The sequence below is a fragment of the Leptospira sanjuanensis genome, from assembly GCF_022267325.1.
GTDB lineage: Bacteria > Spirochaetota > Leptospiria > Leptospirales > Leptospiraceae > Leptospira > Leptospira sanjuanensis.
On sequence record NZ_JAIZBG010000001.1, the window covers coordinates 606016 to 628882 of the forward strand.

Consider the following 22867-nt stretch of genomic DNA (forward strand, 5'->3'; position numbering starts at 1 on the left):
GGAAAAGTTATTGTATCGAAAAATAGAATTCTATCAATTCAAATATTCATCCCTTAAGGATTCGTGGACTTAGAATTATAATTTACGATAATCTTATAAAAACTAAGAACGAGCTCTTTCGGTACGTTCTCGACCTAACGTATCCGCATCTTTTTTCAATTCGTTTTGAATTTACCGATGAGTTGCCCTAAGTTTTCCGCTTGTCCGTGCATGTTTCCGGAGAATGAGGTGAGATCGTCCGCTCCGGCCGCGATTTCCTGTGTTCCATCGGATATGCTCACGATCGTTTTCGTGATTTCGTCCGTTGCACGTTTTTGTTCGAGGACGGCTTCTTCGATCTGCAAACTGAACGTCATGAGTTCGTTCGCACTCTGCGAGATTTCCTTCGTATTCTCTTCCTGGGTTTTTACGGAAGTGAGAACGTTCTTCGCGTAACGATCGAATTCTTCTACCTGTTCTCTGAGTTTTTTCAAGACGTTGGAAGCTTCGGAAACTTTCGTATTTCCGTTTAATACGGCATTGTTCGTTGAGTTTACAAGCGCCCCGATTTCTTGAACACTTGTGGAAGTTTGGGAAGCGAGTTTTCCGATCTCTTCGGCGACGACCGCAAATCCTTTTCCCGCTTCTCCTGCTCTTGCGGCTTCGATGGCGGCGTTCAATGCGAGAAGATTTGTTTTTTCCGAGATTTCAGTGATGATGGAAAGAATCTCTGTGATTCGGGAAGCGCTGTCACCGATCGCGGCCATTGCGCTGGTAGAGGCGACCATTGCATTCTCCCCCGTGACTCCTTGTTCTTTGGACTCGGCGGCTAAGCGTACCAAGTCCTGCATTTCCCGATTGATGTTAACGATTTGTTCTTTGAGACGATCCACGTTCCCGTCGATCTCTTTCATACTGGAAACCGCTTTTTCCATGGACTTACCTACGTTTTGAGCGGAGGCTGCGAGTTCTTCTACTGCCGCCGAAGATTCTTCCGCTGCGGAGGCTTGTGTTTGTGCGACATCAGAAAAATTTCTGGAAGAATCCGCCATCTTTTCGGAAGTTCCTTTGAGCACGTTAGCCGATCCTCCGATCTCACGCACGACCTTGAGAAGATTTTCCCGCATCACGTTCATGGAATCTAGAAGAATGCCGATTTCGTCCTGACGTTGATAGGTTTTTTCCGCGACGAGATTTCCTTTTGCGATTTCTTCCGAAAAGCCGATGGCTTTCAACAGACCGGACGTAATCAATTTTTGGAATATGAAACTGAGGCAAATCAAAACCGAAATCAAAATCAAAATCGCGGTTAAGAAACTTTTGAATAGAATGCTCAAGACTTCTTTCGTATAGATCGAATCGGGAACGCTGACCTGCATCACCCAATAGTTTTCATCCTTACCGACGTGAAACGGAAAGTAGTAATGGGTGTATCCCTTCGAAGACGCGCTGAAGTTCTTTCCTTCTTTGTTTGATTTCAGATACGTTTCCAAGTCTTCTTTATCGGGAATCGTCTTTCCCACAAGACTCGGATCGATTCCGTTGACCGCATAAATCCCCTTAGGCGAAAGCAACGTTACGTATCCTTGTTGGCGAAAGGGTTTTACGTCTCCGAATTTCTTTTGGAGATCCGCGATCGTAAGATCGATCCCGCACGCTCCTCGGAATGTTCCTTCCACGCTGATCGGCGCTACGACGGAAATCATCAAAATCTGTTCTCCGCCTACGACCGTATACGAGTACGGATCGGTCACGAGATATGCGTTTTTCTTTTTCGGAATTTGATAGAAGTCTCCTGTGCCGTCCGTATTTTCGTAACCGACACCCGCTTCCAAAGCGAGTTTATTCTTTTCTTTCGTTTGATGAACGTAAGGAACAAATCTTCCCGTCGAGTCGTGACCGGGAGTATTCGCGAACTTGGCGTCTTGACCTTCGTATGCGTTCGGTTCATACACGAGCCAAATTCCATAGAAGTTCGCATTTCGGTTTAATACTTCCTTCATCGAGTCTATGATCGCTCCTCTCGGAGGAGAAGTGAACATCAAAGGAGAACGAAATCCTCTTACATAGAACATCGTCGAATCGAGAATGTCCTTCACTTCGAGGGACCAGCGTTCGGCTGTCAGCTTGGAGCTTCCTTCTACTTCTTCTTTCAGATTTTGGTACGAGCTGATCGAGTTGATGACCGCAAGAACGGAAAAACCGATAAACAGAACGATTGCGAGATATAAAGAAATTCGAGTGCGAATGCTCATGTTGTTTGCTCCTATTCCGAATCCGTTGTTTGAAACTTGCCGATGAGTTGTCCTAATTGTTCCGCTTGTCCGTGCATTTCGGCGGAGAATGAGGTAAGATCGTCCGCTCCGGCCGCGATTTCCTGTGTTCCATCGGATATGCTCACGATCGTTTTCGTGATTTCGTCCGTTGCACGTTTTTGTTCGAGGACGGCTTCTTCGATCTGCAAGCTGAACGTCATGAGTTCGTTCGCACTCTGCGAGATTTCCTTCGTATTCTCTTCCTGGGTTTTCACGGAAGTGAGAACGTTCTTCGCGTAACGATCGAATTCTTCTACCTGTTCTCTGAGTTTTTTCAAGACGTTGGAAGCTTCGGAAACTTTCGTATTTCCGTTTAATACGGCATTGTTCGTTGAGTTTACAAGCGCCCCGATTTCTTGAACACTTGTGGAAGTTTGGGAAGCGAGTTTTCCGATCTCTTCGGCGACGACCGCAAATCCTTTTCCCGCTTCTCCTGCTCTTGCGGCTTCGATGGCGGCGTTCAATGCGAGAAGATTTGTTTTTTCCGAGATTTCAGTGATGATGGAAAGAATTTCTGTGATTCGGGAAGCGCTGTCACCGATCGCGGCCATTGCGCTGGTAGAGGCGACCATTGCATTCTCCCCCGTGACTCCTTGTTCTTTGGACTCGGCGGCTAAGCGTACCAAGTCCTGCATTTCCCGATTGATGTTAACGATTTGTTCTTTGAGACGATCCACGTTCCCGTCGATCTCTTTCATACTGGAAACCGCTTTTTCCATGGACTTACCTACGTTTTGAGCGGAGGCTGCGAGTTCTTCTACTGCCGCCGAAGATTCTTCCGCTGCGGAGGCTTGTGTTTGTGCGACATCAGAAAAATTTCTGGAAGAATCCGCCATCTTTTCGGAAGTTCCTTTGAGCACGTTAGCCGATCCTCCGATCTCACGCACGACCTTGAGAAGATTTTCCCGCATCACGTTCATGGAATCTAGAAGAATGCCGATTTCGTCCTGACGTTGATAGGTTTTTTCCGCGACGAGATTTCCTTTTGCGATTTCTTCCGAAAAGCCGATGGCTTTCAACAGACCGGACGTAATCAATTTTTGGAATATGAAACTGAGGCAAATCAAAACCGAAATCAAAATCAAAATCGCGGTTAAGAAACTTTTGAATAGAATGCTCAAGACTTCTTTCGTATAGATCGAATCGGGAACGCTGACCTGCATCACCCAATAGTTTTCATCCTTACCGACGTGAAACGGAAAGTAGTAATGGGTGTATCCCTTCGAAGACGCGCTGAAGTTCTTTCCTTCTTTGTTTGATTTCAGATACGTTTCCAAGTCTTCTTTATCGGGAATCGTCTTTCCCACAAGACTCGGATCGATTCCGTTGACCGCATAAATCCCCTTAGGCGAAATAAGAGCGACATATCCTTGATCGCGGAACGGCTTCGTATTTCCGATGAGCCTCTGTAATTCCTCCAATTGGTAATCGATTCCGGCCATCCCGTAATAACGGTTCTCCACGCTGATCGGAACCGTGAGGGAGATCATGAGAATGCTGATCTTGCCTTCGACTTCGTAATAATACGGATCGGTCACGAAAGGGGCGTTTAGCTTTTTTGGAATCTGATACCAATCGCCTTCCGGACCGGCGCTATCGTAGAACTTGCAGGGTTCGAGAACGATGTCGTCGTTCGTTTTTCCTCTGTGAAGATACGGGACGAATCTTCCCGTGGAATCGTGTCCGACCGCATTGACGAACTGAGCGTCCTTTCCGTCGTATGCGTTGGGTTCGTAGGCGACGCTCGCACCGTATAAATTATCATTTCGCTTTAATATTTCCCGAAGGGAAGTGATCACTTCGGTTCTATCGGGCGAGGCAAACATAAGTGGGAAGCGGAAGCCTCGGATCAAAGCCATCGTCGTATCCAAGTGGTCTTTTACTTCGAATGTCCAGCGCTCCGCCGCGACCTCCGAGCTGTTGATGACTTCTTTTTTGAGATTCTGATAAGCGCTGTATGAGTTGATCCCGGCGAGAATGCTGAAGCCGATAAATAAAACGATGGAAAGATAGAGAGAAATACGAAACCGAATGCTCATTGTATAAACTCCGAGAGCGTTACTCGAGAAATAGAAAAAGATGATTAAAAGAGGATGGGACGAATCGTTCGAGCAAAATATTCCTAACTTATAAAAAATTCATTCGTTTTTATGTAAAGAGAACGGTTTAGGCTTCTATGTCGCATAGACCTCGTTTCTCCCCGGAGTGAAAGTTAGGACGTATCTTGCGGCGGCGGAAAGTTGAAAATCATATTTTCAAAACTCACACGAAAGTTAGAAATTCGGGAGAATAAAAAGCGGCACTCACCGATCGTTTCGTGATATTCACTTGTCCGATCCGAATTCTTTGATACGTTAGAAGCAAAGGGAAGCGGTGATAGAGTTTGTTCGATTTTAGAGTGAAAGGTTTATCACTGTTTTCTTTTTTTCACAAAGATAGATTTTTCCAGTTCCCTTCCAAAAAATTTTGGAGGTTTTAACCATGTCGCTTTCTGCGCGTGTATTCCTATTGCGGATCAACGGCGTGATGCTCATGATCGCGTCTCTAGGCGGTTTTATCATCTTGGACGTTCTCGGAATTTTTTTCGGAAAGGGTCCCGCCCGTTTTCTTTTAGAAGGTCAGGAATTTATCGGAATCGGAGCGTTCGAAGCGCACGGACTCGCTTTTATACTCGGGGTTCTTCTTTTCCGCGCCGGAAAGGAACCGAAACGATATTGGCATGTCACCGCCGTCGCGATTCATGCTTTATTAGGAACCGCTAATATTCTCATGTGGGGAATTTTTATCGCGGTCAATAGTCTTCCTATGGGCTACGCGACGACGGCTATGCACTGGATTTTCGTTTTTCTACAACTGCTCGCCGTGTTTCAGTCGAAAAAAGAAGACTGATTGCGGCGGACGAAGAGAATCGCGAAATTCAAACCTCGCTTTCTACCGTAACCTTATCCACAAACCCTGAATTGAAAGATAATTTGTAGGAGGTACGACGGTTCTGCCGTGAAATTTTTCGAACCCCGCCCGCGTTTCGGGTGGAGGAGGTGGGTTTGTGGGAAGACTCGGTAAACTTTTCTCTATCAGAAAATCATACTTTTTGCAAGTAAAAATCTCATTCTTGTCGGAACACTCGAAAAATCAGTGAGAAAAACTCAAGCCTCGCTTTCTATCGATTGCGAGGTTATGCCGAAAGACCGAATACGTCGTGAATTTTGTTGATCGCTACTTTCGCCTGATCTTCCGGGATCACACAGGAAATTTTGATCTCGGACGTGGAAATCATTTCGATGTTGATTCCGTTGTCCGCGAGCGCTTTAAACATCCCCGCCGCGACTCCCACGTGGGATTTCATTCCGACTCCGACCGCGGAAACGATCGCAATACTTTCGTTGATTTCCGGTTCTTTCGCGTTATGCGACTTTGAAAACCCCTGAAGGATCGGCTTCGCTTCGAGAACGTCCTTTTTCGGAATCGTAAAGGAGATCGTATTGATTCCGTTATGCGGAGAAGATTGGACGATCATGTCCACGAGAATGTGTTTGGAACTGAGTTCCCCGAAAAGTCCCGCGGCTAATCCCGGTTTGTCGGGAACCCCCGCGATTGTGATTCTTGCTTGATCGCTTTTAGCGGTGACTCCGCTGACTTTTAATTTTTCCATAATCTTATCCTCGCTTACTACGAGAGTTCCTTGGTTTTCGTTGAAGCTGGAGCGGACGTGAATTACCACGTCGTAGTTCATTCCCAGCTCCACGCTTCTGGAATGAAGAACACCCGCGCCTAAACTTGCAAGTTCGAGCATCTCTTCGTAAGTGATCTGCGTATGTTTTTTTGCGTTCGGTACGACTCTCGGATCGGCGGTATAAACTCCGTCGACGTCCGTATAAATTTCGCATTCTTTCGCGCCGAGAACCGCTGCGACCGCAACCGCGGAAGTGTCGGAACCGCCTCTTCCCAGAGTGGTGATGTTTTCGTCCGCGTCGATTCCTTGAAATCCCGCGATGATGACGACCTTGCCTTCTTTGAATGCGTTATCGATTTTGGATCGATCGATTTCTTTGATCTTTGCGTTCGAGAAATTTCCATCGGTAAGAAGTTTGATTTGAGAGCCCGTAAACGAAGTCGCGGGAACTCCGATTTCCCAAAGAGCCATGGCGAGAAGCGCCGTGGAAATTTGCTCGCCCGTTGAGAGGAGCATATCCATTTCCCGTTTCGGAGGATTCGTTGAAATTTTTGCGGCGAGGTCCACGAGTTCGTCCGTGGTATGTCCCATCGCGGAAACCACGACTGCGACCTGTTGTCCTTTGTCGTGGTAAGACTTGATTCTTTTTGCAACGTTCTGGATTCTTTCCGGGGTTCCCACGGAAGTTCCGCCGTATTTTTGAACGATGATATTTGCCATAACCTTAACAGTCATGATTTTCTTTCAGGGCGGGGGATCAAGAGAATTCGATTTTGATTCTCCGATTTTGGAAAGAGGGTTTCGTTCTTAGGAAAGGCTTTAAAACTGACGAAAGAAGAAACTATGTTCAGCATCCTCGATTGGTCCATCCTATCCATCTATCTTATCTTTGCGTTCGGCGCGGGCGTTCTGCTTTCTCCCAAAGCGGGGAAAAGTCTCGTTTCGTATTTCGTAGCCGATCGGAAACTTCCGTGGTGGTGGCTCGGAACGTCGATGGTCGCGACAACGTTTGCGGCGGATACTCCGCTCGTGATCACAGGTTTTGTGGCCGCCGACGGAATATCGGCCAACTGGTTTTGGTGGAGCTGGGCGATCGGTTATATGGCGATGACCGTTTTTTTCGCGGGCAAATGGAGAAGGATGGAAGTTCTCACCGACGTAGAGTTCGTCGAACTCCGTTACGGCGGAAAACCCGCCATGATCCTTCGGATGGTCAAAGCGTTCTACCTGAGTATATTAGTAAATTCGATTGTACTCGGATGGGTGTTTAAGGCGATGTCGAAGATCACCGGTCCCTTTTTGGATTGGAAGGATCTGATCGGCGCGGACGGATTCGCGCTCGTTCAAAGTTTATGGCCTTCTTTTCTAATATTCGATTCTTTGAATAATACGATCACAGTTCTCATTTTATTTTTGGTCGTGATCGTTTACAGCAGTATGGGAGGAATCCAAGGCGTGATCCTGACCGATCTCGTTCAGTTCGCTTTGGGAATGGGCGGCGCGATTTTGTTCGCGGTGTATGCGGTTTCGAGTCAGGGAGGGATTTCCGGTCTTCTTACAAAGATGGAGGAGGTCTATCCCGATAAACACAAATCCATCCTGAGTTTTTGGCCGGACTTTCAGGACGCTTCTCTTCCGTTTACGGTTTTTCTAATCTTCGTTTCGGTTCAGTGGTGGGCGCAGTACTATTCGGACGGCTCCGGTTATTTAGCGCAGAGAATCCACACCGCAAAAAATCCGAAGGAAGCGGAGAAAGGTTCTCTTTGGTTCAATGTCGCCAATTTTATGGTGAGAACCTGGCCCTGGGTTTTGACCGCGCTTGTCACGTTAGTCGTCTTTCCTTTGCACGATCCGACTCGATATTTTCCCGAAGGACAGATCGTGGGCGGGGACCGCGAGATGGGTTATCCTGTTCTGATGAAGCTCCTTTTGCCCAGCGGGGTTTTGGGGATCGTGTTCGCGAGTTTGATGGCTGCATTCATGTCCACGGCGGACACGCATATCAACTGGGGCGCGAGTTATCTGGTAAACGATTTTTATATGAGATTCGTTCACCCGACCGCAAGCGATAAGACTTTGGTGAGAGTCAGTCGAATCGCGGTCGTGTTGATGTCGATCATCGCGATTTTGGTCGCGACTCAAATCCAATCGATCGCGAGCGCGTGGAAGTTTTTGCTGGCGTTCGCATCGGGTATGGGTTTGCCCCAGATTTTAAGATGGGTTTGGTGGAGAACGAACGCTTGGACGGAACTTTCCGGAATGATCACCGCTCTTGTTTTGTCCATGATTTTGTATCCTGCGTTTCCCGAGGTTCGATCGGAATATCTTCTGTTCTGGGTTGCGACCGGTTCGGTGATCGTTTCCATTACGGTGACTCTTTTGACTCCGCCGGTTCCGCAGGCAACGTTAGACGCGTTTGTACAAAGGGTCAACCCGTTCGGATTTTGGAAAGGCGGCGAAAGCAAAGAAAGACTCCAGGATTTTCGAAGAAGAATCGCGCTTTGGTTTTTGGGAACCGTCGCCTTGTTTTTCGGAATGTTTTCCTTGGGATATTTCTTTCTATTGCGGTTTTGGCAGGGCTCTTGTTGTCTGATCGGTTTTGCGGTTTTCGGCGCGGTCTATTGGAAAACGGAATTCGATAGGAATCGGACGGATTGACCTTCGCGGTTTGTTTCGGAGGACAAGACGCGATTGTATTTTGTTCATTTTGAATATTCAAAATTTATTAAGTTTCGATGGTGCTAAGGTCGGCGTTTCTTTTTAGGGAAAGGCCGGGCTTTCTTCGGATGTAAATCGTTTTGTCCGTTTTGGCGATCAATTCTCCGGATTGTTCTAATATCGGGATTTCCACTTTAAAGAACGTTTTCTTTTTGCGATCGCATTCTTCCCGAATTCGGATTAAATCCTCCGGGAGAATTTTGAATTCAGCGAAGACGTCGTTGGAAGTCGCTTTGAGATATTGGATCGAACCTTGAACGTCCCACAAAAGATAATTGTCTCCTAAATTTTCCTTCAGCATCAAAAGAGGAATCGGATCCACGAACGCATACAAAGAACCCCCGAAGTGAGTGCCCATCAATCCTTTCGTTTTCCGATTGAGCGGCAGTTTTACTTTCATCTCTCTCATGTCGTCCGTCATAAGAAGAATTCTTCCTCCGCATCTCCAATAAACCGGCCAACGCAAAAAGATCTTGAGTTGGTAGAGGAACGCTTTCCAAAAACGAAAGAATTTGATTTGGTGGTTCATATAAAGTTTTATATAAAACTATTTATAATTAGACGTCAAACTAAAATCGGAATTCTTTTTTGAGAAAGGAAAAACGGGACTTTTTCCTTTTCCGGAGACGGGCGAGATCGTGCCGAAGAACACGTTTTGGGAAAGAATTATGGATTGAAAAACAAATCGAATTCTATTTTTTGAAAAATCCGGGATAGTAATGATAGAATTCGCACGATTATTACAAAAAAGGAAATGTCTTTTCAAAGACGGCGTTTCGTCCGAATTCGTACGTTCCGGCCTTTTCATTCTTCCTTGTTTCCTGCGTAACCCCTTTCGTGTTTTCCTTTACATATCGATCGTGTTCTTATCCGGTCCTTTGTTCGCGCAGAAACCCGTTCAAGCGGAAATCGTCGTCATGGACGAAACGGGGAATAACGCGGTCTCAAACACTCCGATCGTATTTCAGGAAATCGGAAAGTATCTCATCACAAACGGAGAAGGTTCGGTCAAGGTTACGTTTCCCGCGCCGGGAACATACGGCCTGAGAATCATGACCTCCGAAAAGGTGTTTAAAAAGTCCGTTACGATCGAACACGACGGTCAAAAGAAATTTCTTTTTATCCGCAAGCCCGTTGCGGGAGAAATCAACGTCTACGGAGACCGCGATCTCGAATCCCTCTCGCGTTATACTCTGCAACAGGAAGAGATCCGAAGATTGCCGGGCGCGCAGAACGACGCGCTCAAGGCGATACAGACGTTACCCGGAATCGCGGCGGTTCCTCCGATCGGACTTTCGTCTTCTTCGTTTAACAATTTGGTGAACAGCGTGGGAAATTCGAATCCGTATTCGAACAGCGAGCGGGGGTTTTTGGTGATGCGCGGGGGAGGAACTCTCGCGAACGGTTATTATCTCGACGGCTTTCCGATGTCGTATCCGTATCACCTCGGAGATCAATCCTCGGTTCTGAACAATAATCTCATCAAGTCGTTTAACATTTATTCGGGCGCGTTTCCGGTTCAATTTGGTTTTGCGACGGGAGGAATCATCGATATTCGAACGCCGGACGCCGTCGCGAAAACGTTTTCGATCGTAAACTTGAACACGTTTCTTTCGGACGTTTATCATCAGAATAAAATTTCCGAAAACATCTACGCGATCGTTTCCGCGAGAAAGTCGTATCCGAACTTCACTTTGCTGAAATTATATCCGGACGGAATTCCTCCCGACGCGAAATACGCGGACTACGAAGACTATCAAGCTAAGTTCAATTGGAAGTCGGGCGCGAATCATACGTTCAACGTGTTGTTGTTCGGCGCAAAGGATAAACAGAAATACACGAAGGCTCAGGACGATTTCGAAAACAGCAAAAAAGAATTCTTAGGAATCTCCGCATTGCAGGAAGCCGCTTCGGGCAGGCCTCCCGTCGGTTTGGAACGATTGTTTCGAACGAGCGGGTTTCGTTATACGTACAACAATAAATCCTGGTTTGAAAGTTCCTTCTCCATTTCGAACAATTATTTCCGCGAGAATTTCGAAGTAAACTTCAACAACCCGTTGACGGCGGAGCTGATCTTCGGTCTTCAAAATGTCACCACTCAGAATATTAACTTTTTGGAAAATAATACGAGAATCAATCTGATCGAAAGGTATCTAACGTTCCGATTCGGCGGTCAACTCCGCGAGAAAACGATTCAACTCCAAGGCGAGGATATTAAGTCTTCCAATTCCACCTTTCTCGATTTCTTCAACAGTCTTTTGGATTCCAATCGTCAGTTCCGCGCTTTGATCGAAGGAGATCACATTCACACGAGAGAAATCTCGGGTTTTGCCGAACTCGAATTCAAACTCGGAGGATTCAGCATTCTTCCCGGTTATCGACACGACTACTACGATAAGGTTCACGAAAAACGGGACGCGTTTCGAGGAAGAGCGGAATACGAAATTCTCAAGACGGGAACGAAATTCTTAGCGGGAACCGGCGAACATTTTAATGCGCCTTTGCAGATCGAACAGTTCTCTTCGAGATCGGGAAATCCGAATCTAAAGATGGAACATTCGATTCATTCTTCCGTTGGAATCGAACAAAGGGTGACCGGCGATTATATCATCAAGGTCGAAGGGTTTCACAACCAGTATTCGAATCTGGTCACGCCCGATACGTATGTTCAAGATCCTTATCATCCGAACAACGAAAAACGGGATATCGTAAATCATCCGGACGACGTTCAAAAAAATCCGTTTCTCGTGCGAAACATGAATTATTCGAATTCAAGAGACGGTTACTCGAGAGGGGTGGAGATTTTTTTCAAAGCGAATCACAATTCCGCGCGTAGATTTTTCGGATGGATTTCTTATACGAATTCCGTATCCAAGCGGAACAATCATCAACCTCAACTTACGGACGACGAGGAAAAGCAAAGAACCCGCGACAACCGAAATCGAAGACTTCAATACCAGCTGCACGAGGGCGGAAATTATCTCAACTACTACGACGACGGAAAGTTCGAACTCCTCGTGGACAACGACAAACTGCAGTTATACGATTATGATCGAACCCACATTCTCAACATCGTATTGGCTTGGAAGTTCGGTCAGAGCTGGCAAGTGGGCGGTAAATACACGTATCTTACGAACGTTCCGATCACTCCGATCGTGGGTTCGTCCAAAGCTTCCGCGATCGCTTCTACGGGAATCAATCTCTACAATCCAACGTATTCCGAATATTATAATTCCGGAAGATGGCCCGACTTTCATCAACTCGATATCCGCATCGATCGTTTTATGAATTATCAATGGGGTTACGTGAACACGTATATCGAGTTTATCAACTTCTTCGGTAATAGAAATCAGATCAGTCAGTCGTTTAATAATTTCGGTCCTTATTCAAGGGATGCGGTGACCAATCCGTTGACGGGAATTACCACGCCGAGTAATCCGAATCCGGTGTATAACGCCAATTACATCGAATCGACAGTGATCGGCGGAAAGGTGAAGTATTATCCTTTGATCAGTATCGGAATGCAGATCAAGTTCTAGGATTTTCCGATCAGGGAGAATTCTCCCGCTGAAAAGGATGGACAGAATGCCTTTTTTTTGATTTCTGGAATGTATCATTTAAAACGTCATAAAAGCGATCATAGGGGATAGCAATCATGTCCGGACATTCGAAATGGGCTACGATCAAACGTAAGAAAGACGCGATCGATTCCAAACGCGGAGCCATTTTTACAAGAGTGGGAAAAGAAATCACGGTAGCCGCAAAGATGGGGGGAGGAGATCCGGAAGGAAATCCGAGACTCAGACTTGCGATACTGAAAGCCAAGTCAGTCAACATGCCCAAAGACAACATAGAAAGGGCGGTTAAAAAAGGAACGGGAGATTTGGAAGGAGTCACTTACGAAGAGTGTCTCTATGAATGTTTCGGACCGGGTGGAATTGCGATCATGGTTTCCGCGGTCACCGATAAAAAATCCAGAACGACTCCGGAAATAAAAAGTATTCTTACGAAACTCGGAGGTTCCCTTGCAACCTCCGGCTCCGTAAGCCGGCTTTTTGAAAGAAAAGGAGTGATCGTACTTGAATCCGCTCAAATCGGAGAAGACGAACTCGTCGATCTCGCGGTCGGAGCCGGAGCGGAAGACGTAATCAACGAAGGGGAAGTGTTCCGAGTGATTACGAATCCGGACGATTACGAGGCCGTATTACACGCGTTAAACGAGAAGGGATTGAAAGCGGAGGAATCGGAAATCCGTTATATCGCTTTGGTCAGTTCCGAAATCGCGGACAAAGAGGTCGCCGAGAAAGTGATGAAGTTGATCGATCAGCTGGACGGCCACGACGACGTGACCTCGGTGACATCCAACTTCGAGTTGGCCGCTTCGCTCGAAAAAGAATTTGAGTGACTTCTTGAAATTCCTCGTATCCGATCTCTCTTTTGCAACGAAGGGAGATTCGGATTCTCCCTTCCTATCTTTTTTTCATTCAATCGGGAACGTTTAACTTGAGAATTATCGGAATCGACCCGGGTTCGCATAGAGCCGGTTATGCGGTTCTGGAAAAGAACGGTTCCAAGATCCGAATCCTTACGTACGGGACCGTTGAAGTTCCCTCCGGAACACCTAGTCCCGATAATCTTCTTCTTTTGAGAAGCGGTTTGTCAGAAGTGTTGGAGGAATTCCAGCCTTCGCTTGCATCCGTCGAAGAGATGTTTTTTGCGAAGAATAAGAAGACCGCTTCGCGTGTGTTCGAATCGAGGGGCGTTCTTTTGGTTACATTAGCGGAAAAGAATATTCCAATTTTAGAACCTACCGTTTCTCAGATCAAAAAAGGGACTACGGGAAGCGGAACCGCCGATAAAAAACAGATTCGCCAGGCTTTAAAGCTGCTGCTCAACGTCGAATTGCTGAAAGGACACGATGATTCCTGGGATGCGGTGGCCGCGGCTTACGTCGGCCTTTCGATGAGTTCGAGTCCGTTGTTGGACGCGCGTTTTAAGGTTTAGGGAGGGGGACGGTTCCAACCGGAAGAATTGTCGTAGTTCCGACAATCATTCTGTGAAACATGCAAGCCCCACCCTTGTTTAGGGAGGTGGGGAGCGGCGGTGGGAAAGCTCGGGAAATTTCCATTAGCAGAAAAACGAATTTCCGTAAATCAAAAAAATCGAACCTACGTTGTTGTACCTCCGACAATCAGGATCGCATTTTCTCCTTGCCTCATTCCACCTCGCTTCCTTCGAACGGAAGTTTTGTCGTTTGAATGTCCAAAAGAGGACCGAGTTCGTAGATATTCGTATAACCGTACGCTTTCAGAGAAACGAATGTCGAAAGATTCAAAGAAGCCGCCGGAGCTTTTGCGGCAAACGCCTGCGGGCTTCCCATGAAGTTATTGTTACAGTAAATTAGAATTTTTGAATCTAATTTCGGGATTACTTGAGCCAAGGATTCTTTGGTGAACTCGGTGAACGGCAGACTGATCGCGCCGCGGATATGTCTGAGTTTGTAACGGGATTCGCTGCGTGCATCCAAAAGTATCACGTCTTCTTTTTCGATCATACGAAGGAATTCTTCCTCCGTAAGACGTTTGGCCTCTCTTTCTTCCGAAGAGGAATTTACGGTTTTTTGAAACGTTTTGTAGTCGATAAGGCGGTTCGGAATTTTGTTTTTCGTTTTAATAATCGTTTTCTCCTTTGCGATTAAAGTTCCGCTCACTGAGAAGCTGAGTAGAAGGATAAAAAGAATTCTCATAAACGTTGCTCCTAGATCGAACTGACTGAAATTCTCGGCCCAAAACTTCGAATGTCAATTCGCTTTTCCGGTTTTCAGACGCGGTTGATTCAAAACATTGGTACATCCGAATCGGTTTAAAGGAAGAGTTATGGGAAAAAACAGAATCGAAGGCATGATTCAATCAAAAGAATGGAAATTGAAATACGTTTCGGATGGAGAAGGACCGGATGTTTTCGTGATCGGAAGCGCTACCTATTACGATCGAAGTTTTTCCCAAAACATTCGTAACCATTGCCGAATGATTTTTGCGGACCATCGAGGATATGCGGAGGGACCTGCGTCTACGAACAAAAGCGATTTCTCCTTAGATGTTATACTCGAAGATATCGAACTCGTCCGAAATCGGCTCGGGTTGGAGCAAATCGTTTTGGTCGGGCATTCCGGTCACGGATATATGGCTCTTGAATACGCGAAAAAATATCCGGAGAACGTTTCTCACCTGATTTTGCTCTGTATGACCCCGGATCTTTCCCAAAAAAGTCACGAGCTCATCGAATCGTATTTTCAGGAGAATGCGACAACCGAACGAAAGGAATATTTTGCCGAACGAATGTCCGAATTAGGGGAAGCGATCTCCAAAGATCCGCAAAATGCATTCAAATTGTTTAATGTGTACGCGGGTGCGAGGAGCTGGTACGATTTTAAATACGATTCTTCCTGGCTTTGGGCGGACATACCGGTAAACACTCCGATCTTCGATCACTTATGGGGAGAAGTATTCCGCGACATAGATGTCAAGCCTGCGGTGCGATCGCTGAAAATTCCCGTTTATCTCGGCCTCGGAAGATACGATTACCTCATGCCTCCCGCCTCCACTTGGGATCCGGTTCTTCCGCTGTTTCAGGATTTAAAGGTTCAATATTTCGAGAGGAGCGGACATACGCCTCCGTTGGAAGAACCGGAAAATTTCGATCGCGAAATTCTTTCTTGGCTCAAGGAAAAGAAGGCGATCTGAGTTTCGCTTTGGATCGATTTTCTGATCCTTTCCGGATCGGATTATCCGAAAGAAATATTCGTTTTTCTTAATGATTCGATCCGAGGTTCGCCAAAAACCAATCCTCTTGCGAGGAGCGCATTCTGTGTTCCATTGTGATTTTCTTTTCGATCTTTTCCTGCATTCTTCGGATCGAAGCAGCGATCATCGAATGTTCGATCGCTTGTTTGTTTACGCCTAAATTTTGCATCAGCTTTGCGATATTCTCTCCGCCGAATTTTAAAAAAATCGGTTCGTCCAAGGAGGAGAAAACGGTCGCTTCCTTCAGTTGCAGTTTTAGAAAAACCTGTTGTTCGGTTTTTCGAAGCGGATGGTGTTCTACAAAGATCGGATGTTTTTCCAAAAGATCCGTAGTTTCCAGTTCCCATGCGTATAAAAGCCGAGAGGAACCGTTTCCCAATTCGAGAGCCTCTTGAAATCGGCGGAAGGTTTCTTCGAACCAAACGACAAAAACGGTCTCCGGCCGCTTCTTCAAAGTTATTTTACATTTTTCTAATTTAGATTCTTGTGATAAAAAAACCGAATCCTTAATCGGTACGGAAGGGGGTCGGCGTTTCAAAAAATCGAACATTGTTTTCCATTCTCCCCTTAAAAACGGAAACCGGATAAAGCCGAAGTTGAACCGCGACTAAAATCGCTTCCGACTAAGAATTCATATGATGTAAAATCTGAAGTCCGCGCAAGGTCAAAAGAGGATCGATCTGATCGAAGATGCCCGGATGGGCTGCGTCGATTACTGTGACAAGACCGCCGGTTCCGATCACGCGATAATCCTGACCTTTTTCCTTTTTGATCTCGCGTATGATTCCTTCCAACAAACCGATCCAACCGAAAAAGAATCCGGATTGAATCGACTCGATCGTAGAATCCCCTAAGATCTTATCGGGTGACTGAAATACGATCGGAGGAAGCTGCGATGTGTTTCTTGTCAGAGCGTCCATCGAAACTTTCAGTCCGGGAGCGATCACTCCGCCGAGATATTCGGGTTTGTCGTCGACGACGCAGAATGTGGTCGCGGTTCCCAAATCGATGATGATGGATTTACCCGGCGAATCGACGACGCAGGCGGCTGCGTTTACAAGACGATCGGCGCCGATTTCATAAGGTCTCGGATAAGAAATCGAAAACGGGAGTTTCATCTGATAATGAACTCGGACCGCTTCGATTTTAAACCAATCATGGAACATTCTTTCCAAGATCGGGTTGAGCGTAGGTACCACGCTGGAGTAGATTCCGCCCGTGATCGCTTCGTTTTCGATTTTAAATTCGCGCAAAAACCCGCGAAAGAACAATCCGAGTTCGTCGGATGTTCGGTCTTTGCGGGTTACGGTTCGTTTGTGAAAGAGGGGAGCGGTCTTTCCGTTTTCAAAAATTCCGAAGACCGTGTTCGTATTGCCTACGTCGACTACTAAGAGCATTTTAGTTTAGAGAATGGAAGTCCTCCGGACTGTCAATGAAATCCAGCCTGGTTCCGGAAGGAGTTTTCAGGATTAACGAACCGTTTTCGTTCAATCCTTCGAGGATTCCCGTTTGTAAACTTCCGTTTTCGGTATAACTAACGGATTGTCCCTTCCATAAAAGGAGTTCGTTTAACAAAATGAGTTCTTTTTTTCTTCCTTCGGAATCCTTCCAAAGAAGGATCGCTTCGTTTAAAAACGGAATCAGCTTTTCCAAGATCTCGCTTTTTTTGCCGGCGCGATCCGGGTTCGTGTTTAAGAAGCCGGCATCGCTCAGATGCGAAGGAATTGTTTCGTTTTTGCCGAACAGATTCACTCCGATTCCTACGATCAACGTTACGGACGAACCTTCGACCTCGGACTCTATTAGAATTCCTGCAACCTTTTTACTGCCTCGATATAAATCGTTCGGCCATTTGATTTTGATGTCCCGAGCGAGTTCGGGGTAAACGGAAAGAATCGCTTTGCAGAGCGCGGTGCCAATAAAAAGAGAAAGTCCCGGACCCCCGTCGAAATTCTCCAGACCGATTTTTCCGGAAAAAATCAGGGATTCTTCGCCGAAGACTTCCCACTTGCGGTCTTTTCTTCCTCGTCCTGCGGTTTGTTCTTCGGCGACAATCCAGGTTCCGTGCGGGAACTCCTTGCTTTTGATCACCGAGTTGGTCGAGGTTACGGAATCTAAGAAGATCCCTTTTTCCGGTTGGAGCAATATGTTTTGCATGGCCAATACGATTCTTGTGTCTTTGGATTAGGCAAGTAGAAAAAGGGCTGACCTGCAAACGTTCATTCCGAAAGAGAGAATCGCGATGTCGAGATGGAATCGTTTTATTCTCGGAATCTATGACCTACTGACAGTTTGGTGGAAGAGAAGGATCGCTATGGGTATGAGTTCCCGCAGTTTCAGTAAAACCCATCGGATACGAGCATTTTGTTGGAACTGTTACAATGCATGAAAAAACAATACAAGGCTTCCCTTCGGATTAAATTTTAAGGCGGTTTATAAATATTTATTGTTTGATTATATTTTGGTTTGACTCCTTTTTCGTTTTTTGCATTTGTTTGCGTATGAAATCAATTGTGAAGTCGCATCTAACGTATTTATCTATAACCCTTGTTATACTGTCTTTGACAGTTCAATGCAAGCCTCCGGAGAATACAAACGAAGATCCGGCGATTGCTTTAATCGCAGCCGCGGCGGCTGCAAATCCTAATTCGTCGAGTAGCGGAAGCGGTAATTTAAGAGTCTTTGTTACATCGAGTTCTTACAATGGAAATCTCGGCGGAATCAACGGAGCCGACGCAAAGTGCGCGAGCGATGCGAATAAACCTTCCACCGGAACCTATAAGGCTTTTATTACGGGGGATTCCGGTGCCAGCGGACGCAGATACGCTTGCATCAACGACGGCGCCGTTTGTCCAAGTAATCCTACAACCGGCGCTAAAAATTGGATCTTACAAGCGAATAAGGATTATTATCGCATCGATCAAACAACCAAGGTGTTTACTACAGACGCAAATGGTTTGATAACTTCGATTACAAATCCCGTGCAGGCTGCTGCGGATGCTTTTTGGTCGGGCTTTGTAGCAAATTCTGCAACCGATTGGTCTATCGCAAATGCGTGTATTACAGGTGGAATGGCATGGACTGATACATCGGGTGTTAATAATGGAAATACCGGTCTCGCGAGTTCCGCCGCTTTTGCACAATTGAAGGCGGATAGTATTCCGAACTGCAGCGGAACCAAAAAACTACTCTGCGTAGAACAATAAGTCCGCGATCGACAAGCTTTTTAACCGGGTTGTCTTGTTGGAACAAACACATTTCGAATGAATATCGTTCGTAAATTCTTTTATAAAAGTCTGCGTCTTTAAGATTTTAAGGCCGCAGACTTCCTAAGCGGGTTTCCCTTAGAATTTTTATTTTTAAAGCAAAGAAAAACGAAACCGTTTTCTTCTTCGTTCTGCGATAATATCGCGATAAAGATTCTCCGATCGGATGAAACAATGTCATTCTGGAAATTGAATCTCATCGCTACTAAATAAAAAAGCCCCGAATCGTTCGGGGCTTTTTTGATTCTCTATTCTTCCTTTGAAAGAATGGAGATTTTCTAGAAATCGTGAGAACGCTTATTACAGCCGCGTCCTCAGCCGATCGTATTTTAGAAAAATCTAAAGTTCCGATCAGCCTTTGTATCTTTCGATCAACATGGACCCCGCGATCCCGCCGTGCGCGCACGCTGTGATCACGACCTTGTTAGCGGAAGAATCCTCTTTCAAGTCCATGATCGCGTTTGCGATCAGACGGATTCCGGTCGCGCCGAAAGGGTGACCGATCGCGATGGAACCGCCGTTCGGGTTGATTTTCTTTGCGTCGAAAGATTTTTCCCAATCCCAACCGGTATCCATTTTGATTTGCTCGAGAGCTCCGACCGCGGTCGCGGCGAACGCCTCGTGGATTTCAACGTAGTCTACGTCCTGGATCTTGATTCCTACGTCGCTTAACAAAGCTTCGGTAGCCGCAGCTTGCCCGATTCCCATATTGTTCGGGTGAACACCTTTCATGTGCCATCCGGTTACGACCGCTTCGATTGTAAGACCGAGTTCTTTCGCTTTTTCAACGGTGGTAACGATCACACCCGCAGCTCCATCGGAACGAGGGCTTGCGTTGAAGATGGAAACCGTAGGTCCGTGGGATTTTTTAAGATCCTTCGCGTATTTGGTTTTGAATTCTTCGAACTTCATTCCTGGGTTGTCGAACATAAGCATCGCGCGTCCCATACGGGTAGGGTTTTCGACCAAACCTTCGCGAAGACCGACCGCTTCGTCGATAGCAAGTTCGTTACCGTCTTCGTCTTTCATCGGAATGATGTAAGGAGCGTATTTTCCGGCTTTAGAAGCTTCTAATGCTCTTTTGAAGGATTCGAAAGCGAGTTTATCCTGGATCTCGCGGGAAAGACCGTAGTTCTGTGCAACGATCTCGGCAGTTACCTGCATACCGTACGAAGTTTCTCCGTCTCCGAGTCCGTCTTCCAGAGTGTCTCTGAGCTCGACGCCTTCGGGAAGGTTGTCAGGAAGAAGTTTTTTGAGTTTATCGAGAGATCCCGCTTTTTTGTTCAAACGGGCGTTTTTAACGATAAATGGCATGGACGTTTGAGATTCTTCTCCGATTGCGAGAAACAATTCTCCTTCACCGAGAACGATTCTACGAGCCGCTTCCGCAACCGCTTCCATACCGGAAACGCAGTTGTTCGCAACGGTGATACAAGCGATTTCGTCTCTCATTCCGACGAGGTTCGCGATCACTCTTGCGGAGTTAGGCGCGTTGCTGAATCCTTCTCCAACAACCACTCCGTCGATTTGGGACGGTTTCAATTTGCTTTTAGCGAGAATATCTTCTGCGACTATTTTCCCCAGGTGATGTCCAGGGTATGGTCCCAGAGCTTTCGCGATCTGAGCAAAAGGAGTTCTTCTTGGCGTACAAAGTGCCAATGGTTTCGTTAATTTCATTTTCTTTCTCCAGACTTCAAATTCTTAATAAATCCTATATTCACTTTTGAGAATATTCAAAATTCTCAACGTAGTCGCCTACGAGTCTTTGAAACTCTTCGGGAGCTTTTTTCGGACGGGACTTGGCGACCGAAACCACCAATTGTTCGTCCTGAACCGCAAAGTATCTCAGACCGGTTTCCGCATCCGTAACTTCATGCCTCATATAGCTCCGGATTTTTTCAAAAGAATGAATCCATGTGCTGACCTTGATTCTTCTTCCCGCGGGTACGGGATGAAAGAATTTAAAAACGCCGCCCATAAAGAACATCGTGGTATCCATTTCCACGAAACGATCGAGGGTTAAACCGGTTTCGGTCGAAAAAAACCAACGTGAATCCTCGACGATTCTCCAGAGATACGCCGGGTTGTATTCGCCGAAAATGTTTCTCTCGCTGTAGAGAGTGATCAATTCGGTGTCCACGGTTTTGCAGGTTCCCCGAAAATCGGGAATTTCCTGAAACTGGTCGAAGCCGGTCATATCCGTATTTTCCAAAGGAAGAAGGTCGATCGGGCTTCCTCCTTTTTCCGAAAACGTAAGCGTTTTGATCTCGGCCGCGGTGATACCCGCGTCCGATAAAACTTTTTGATCCCAAAAAATTCTACCGTCTTTCAAAGGGAACGCCTTCGTTTCCGTTCTCAGATTTGCTCCTTCCATCTGCTGCGCAAGGAATCGAATCTGAGACTCCAAAGGATGGATTGCGATCCCTTGAGACAGAATCTCCCTGAGGGAAAAACCGTTCTTTTCCAAAGTCCGAAATCTGCCTTCGAGGCAGAAATTCTCATAAGTCCTGCTGGTCACATGTCTTTGTGTGTCCAGATCGGATACCCGAGTCACGAGTTGAAGTTCATCCGCGATCATATCGGCCCTCCGTAAATTGCGAAATGGAGCGAAAATTGTATTCCCTCACATTTGTCTTTGGGAAGATTCTGACCCTAGTTTAGACCGAGCTAAAATAAGATCAAACAAAAAAATACAGAACGTTCGTTCTGTTTTTTTATCCTATTCTTTCAAAGTCATTGACAGAAGATTTTTCAAGTGGGATAATGAACTTGTAGGAATCGGAATAAACGGCGTTCGATCATGAAAACTCAACCTCGTAAAAAGAAAGAATCCGGAATCGGAGTTCGCGAAAGGATTTTAGACACGGCAACTTCTCTTTTTTACAAACAGGGATTTTCCAATACCGGAATGAGACAGATTATTCAGGAATCGAATTCCGTCGCGGCCAGTCTTTACGATCATTATCCTTCCAAAAAAGAATTGGGTCTTGCCTATCTCGCGCGTCAGGAAGAGAAAACTCTCAGCGATCTTCAAGGTTTGATGGATCGTTATCCCGACCTCGGAGAATTTCTGCGGGCTTGGGTGATTCTTAAGGAAAAACAAATCCGTCACGGTGAATTCGTTGGTTGTCCGTTTGCCGGATTTGCGAGTCAGGTTATGGATTCCGATCCGGAATACACCGAATTCTTAAAAGACATCGTAAACAAATGGACCCGCATGATCGGTGATTATCTGCAAAAGGCGATCGGCTCCGGTCAACTCAAAAGAAACATGGACATTCAATACGTCGCTAGAAGAATTCTCATGGCGTATCACGGTTCCGTAACGATGTGGAGAATGACCCACGAACTTCGGTTTATTCGGGAAATGGAAGATTCCCTCCGCGAAATCACGGAAGAATATAGAATTCTTTAAATTCTCCGCGCCTCGCGGAAAATTCCTTCAAAGACGATTTCCAAATCGACGTCTTGTCCCGCAAAATCGTTTTTCAAAGCTGCTTTACGAAGAATCAAGAATTCCGAATCCTTTCCATTTTAGTAACCAGTCCAAGAATCGAAACGAATCTTCCGGTATGAGAAACAAGATTTTACACTCCATCATCGCGGTTACGTTTCTATTTGCTGGATGTCATGATACGAACGGCGATTCCGATTCAAAAAACAAGAAAGGAGGAAAGATGAAATACGAAGTCAACAAGTCCGAAGAGGAATGGAAGAAAGAACTCACACCCGAAGAATACAGAATTCTCAGAGAGAAGGGAACCGAGATGGCGTTTACCGGCGCCCTTTACAAAAATCACGATAAAGGAACGTATGTTTGCGCGGCTTGCGGCGCGGTCTTATTTTCCTCAGAAACGAAATACGAATCGGGTTCCGGTTGGCCTTCTTTCTATCAACCCGCAAAGGAAGGAGCGATCGAAGAGGAAAGGGATACGAGTCACGGAATGACGCGAGTCGAAGTTCTTTGTTCGAAATGCGGAGGACATTTGGGCCACGTATTTCCGGACGGGCCGAGACCGACCGGGCTGCGTTATTGCATCAATTCAGCTTCTTTAAAATTCAAGAAAGAATAAGCTCGAACTAAAACCGTACATCTACGATGTACGGTTGTGC

At 46.1% G+C, this 22867-nt stretch carries 19 protein-coding genes; 9 read left to right on the forward strand and 10 right to left on the reverse strand.

All coding sequences use genetic code 11. The features are described 5' to 3' along the window. Positions 1-155: 155 nt before the first annotated feature. A complete protein-coding gene (locus tag LFX25_RS02865) occupies positions 156-2234 on the reverse strand; it encodes a methyl-accepting chemotaxis protein (RefSeq protein ID WP_238728785.1) in 2079 nt (692 codons plus the stop codon). Between the two features lie 11 nt (positions 2235-2245). Continuing rightward, on the reverse strand, positions 2246-4333 hold the full coding sequence (locus LFX25_RS02870; RefSeq protein ID WP_238728787.1) for a methyl-accepting chemotaxis protein: 2088 nt from the start codon (positions 4331-4333) through the stop codon (positions 2246-2248). 442 nt (positions 4334-4775) lie between these two features. On the opposite strand from LFX25_RS02870, the gene LFX25_RS02875 reads away from it, so the two are divergent. Next, positions 4776-5183: a hypothetical protein gene (locus LFX25_RS02875; RefSeq protein WP_238728789.1), complete on the forward strand. Its 408-nt coding sequence runs from the start codon at positions 4776-4778 to the stop codon at positions 5181-5183. 286 nt (positions 5184-5469) lie between these two features. Here LFX25_RS02875 and LFX25_RS02880 read toward each other — a convergent pair whose 3' ends face one another. After that, positions 5470-6687, reverse strand: a complete 1218-nt coding sequence (locus LFX25_RS02880) for an aspartate kinase (RefSeq protein WP_238731483.1) — start codon at positions 6685-6687, stop codon at positions 5470-5472. 123 nt (positions 6688-6810) lie between these two features. Here LFX25_RS02880 and LFX25_RS02885 point away from each other — a divergent pair, with 123 nt between their 5' ends. Beyond that, positions 6811-8625, forward strand: coding sequence for a sodium:solute symporter family protein (locus tag LFX25_RS02885; RefSeq protein WP_238728790.1), 1815 nt, complete (start codon positions 6811-6813; stop codon positions 8623-8625). A 67-nt stretch (positions 8626-8692) separates the two neighbouring features. On the opposite strand, the gene LFX25_RS02890 is transcribed toward LFX25_RS02885, so the two are convergent. Continuing rightward, positions 8693-9214: a DUF4442 domain-containing protein gene (locus LFX25_RS02890; protein ID WP_238728792.1), complete on the reverse strand. Its 522-nt coding sequence runs from the start codon at positions 9212-9214 to the stop codon at positions 8693-8695. 388 nt (positions 9215-9602) lie between these two features. On the opposite strand from LFX25_RS02890, the gene LFX25_RS02895 reads away from it, so the two are divergent. The 3 genes from LFX25_RS02895 to LFX25_RS02905 all read left to right on the forward strand — a co-directional run bounded on the left by LFX25_RS02895 (position 9603) and on the right by LFX25_RS02905 (position 13689). After that, positions 9603-12224 carry a TonB-dependent receptor plug domain-containing protein gene (locus LFX25_RS02895; RefSeq protein WP_238731484.1) on the forward strand — a complete coding sequence of 874 codons (2622 nt, stop codon included), beginning with the start codon at positions 9603-9605 and terminating at the stop codon, positions 12222-12224. 116 nt (positions 12225-12340) lie between these two features. Then, complete coding sequence (locus LFX25_RS02900) at positions 12341-13090, forward strand: YebC/PmpR family DNA-binding transcriptional regulator (RefSeq protein ID WP_238728794.1); 750 nt, start codon at positions 12341-12343, stop codon at positions 13088-13090. Between the two features lie 98 nt (positions 13091-13188). Next, positions 13189-13689 carry a crossover junction endodeoxyribonuclease RuvC gene (locus tag LFX25_RS02905; RefSeq protein WP_240009086.1) on the forward strand — a complete coding sequence of 167 codons (501 nt, stop codon included), beginning with the start codon at positions 13189-13191 and terminating at the stop codon, positions 13687-13689. Between the two features lie 211 nt (positions 13690-13900). Here the strand turns inward: LFX25_RS02905 and LFX25_RS02910 are convergent, their stop codons facing one another. Next, positions 13901-14431: a rhodanese-like domain-containing protein gene (locus LFX25_RS02910; RefSeq protein WP_238728796.1), complete on the reverse strand. Its 531-nt coding sequence runs from the start codon at positions 14429-14431 to the stop codon at positions 13901-13903. 130 nt (positions 14432-14561) lie between these two features. Here LFX25_RS02910 and LFX25_RS02915 point away from each other — a divergent pair, with 130 nt between their 5' ends. Next, a complete protein-coding gene (locus LFX25_RS02915) occupies positions 14562-15428 on the forward strand; it encodes an alpha/beta fold hydrolase (protein WP_238728797.1) in 867 nt (288 codons plus the stop codon). A 67-nt stretch (positions 15429-15495) separates the two neighbouring features. Here the strand turns inward: LFX25_RS02915 and LFX25_RS02920 are convergent, their stop codons facing one another. The 3 genes from LFX25_RS02920 to LFX25_RS02930 all read right to left on the reverse strand — a co-directional run bounded on the left by LFX25_RS02920 (position 15496) and on the right by LFX25_RS02930 (position 17645). After that, entirely contained in the window at positions 15496-15942 is a 447-nt protein-coding gene (locus LFX25_RS02920; RefSeq protein ID WP_238728798.1) for a hypothetical protein, read from the reverse strand. Between the two features lie 169 nt (positions 15943-16111). After that, the gene (locus tag LFX25_RS02925; protein ID WP_238728800.1) at positions 16112-16885 is read right to left on the reverse strand and encodes a type III pantothenate kinase; all 774 of its coding nucleotides are present in this window, start codon (positions 16883-16885) and stop codon (positions 16112-16114) included. A 1-nt stretch (position 16886) separates the two neighbouring features. Continuing rightward, complete coding sequence (locus LFX25_RS02930; protein WP_238728805.1) at positions 16887-17645, reverse strand: biotin--[acetyl-CoA-carboxylase] ligase; 759 nt, start codon at positions 17643-17645, stop codon at positions 16887-16889. Between the two features lie 404 nt (positions 17646-18049). Between LFX25_RS02930 and LFX25_RS02935 the strand changes: the two genes are divergently transcribed. Further along, positions 18050-18694, forward strand: a complete 645-nt coding sequence (locus tag LFX25_RS02935) for a DUF1554 domain-containing protein (RefSeq protein ID WP_238728807.1) — start codon at positions 18050-18052, stop codon at positions 18692-18694. Positions 18695-19105: 411 nt separating this feature from the next. Here LFX25_RS02935 and LFX25_RS02940 read toward each other — a convergent pair whose 3' ends face one another. Beyond that, a complete protein-coding gene (locus LFX25_RS02940; protein WP_238728809.1) occupies positions 19106-20431 on the reverse strand; it encodes a thiolase family protein in 1326 nt (441 codons plus the stop codon). Between the two features lie 40 nt (positions 20432-20471). Then, positions 20472-21332, reverse strand: a complete 861-nt coding sequence (locus LFX25_RS02945) for an acyl-CoA thioesterase (protein ID WP_238728815.1) — start codon at positions 21330-21332, stop codon at positions 20472-20474. Positions 21333-21554: 222 nt separating this feature from the next. On the opposite strand from LFX25_RS02945, the gene LFX25_RS02950 reads away from it, so the two are divergent. Then, entirely contained in the window at positions 21555-22169 is a 615-nt protein-coding gene (locus LFX25_RS02950; RefSeq protein WP_118957555.1) for a TetR/AcrR family transcriptional regulator, read from the forward strand. Between the two features lie 262 nt (positions 22170-22431). Continuing rightward, positions 22432-22827 carry a peptide-methionine (R)-S-oxide reductase MsrB gene (gene msrB / locus LFX25_RS02955; protein ID WP_238731486.1) on the forward strand — a complete coding sequence of 132 codons (396 nt, stop codon included), beginning with the start codon at positions 22432-22434 and terminating at the stop codon, positions 22825-22827. Positions 22828-22867 lie beyond the last annotated feature (40 nt).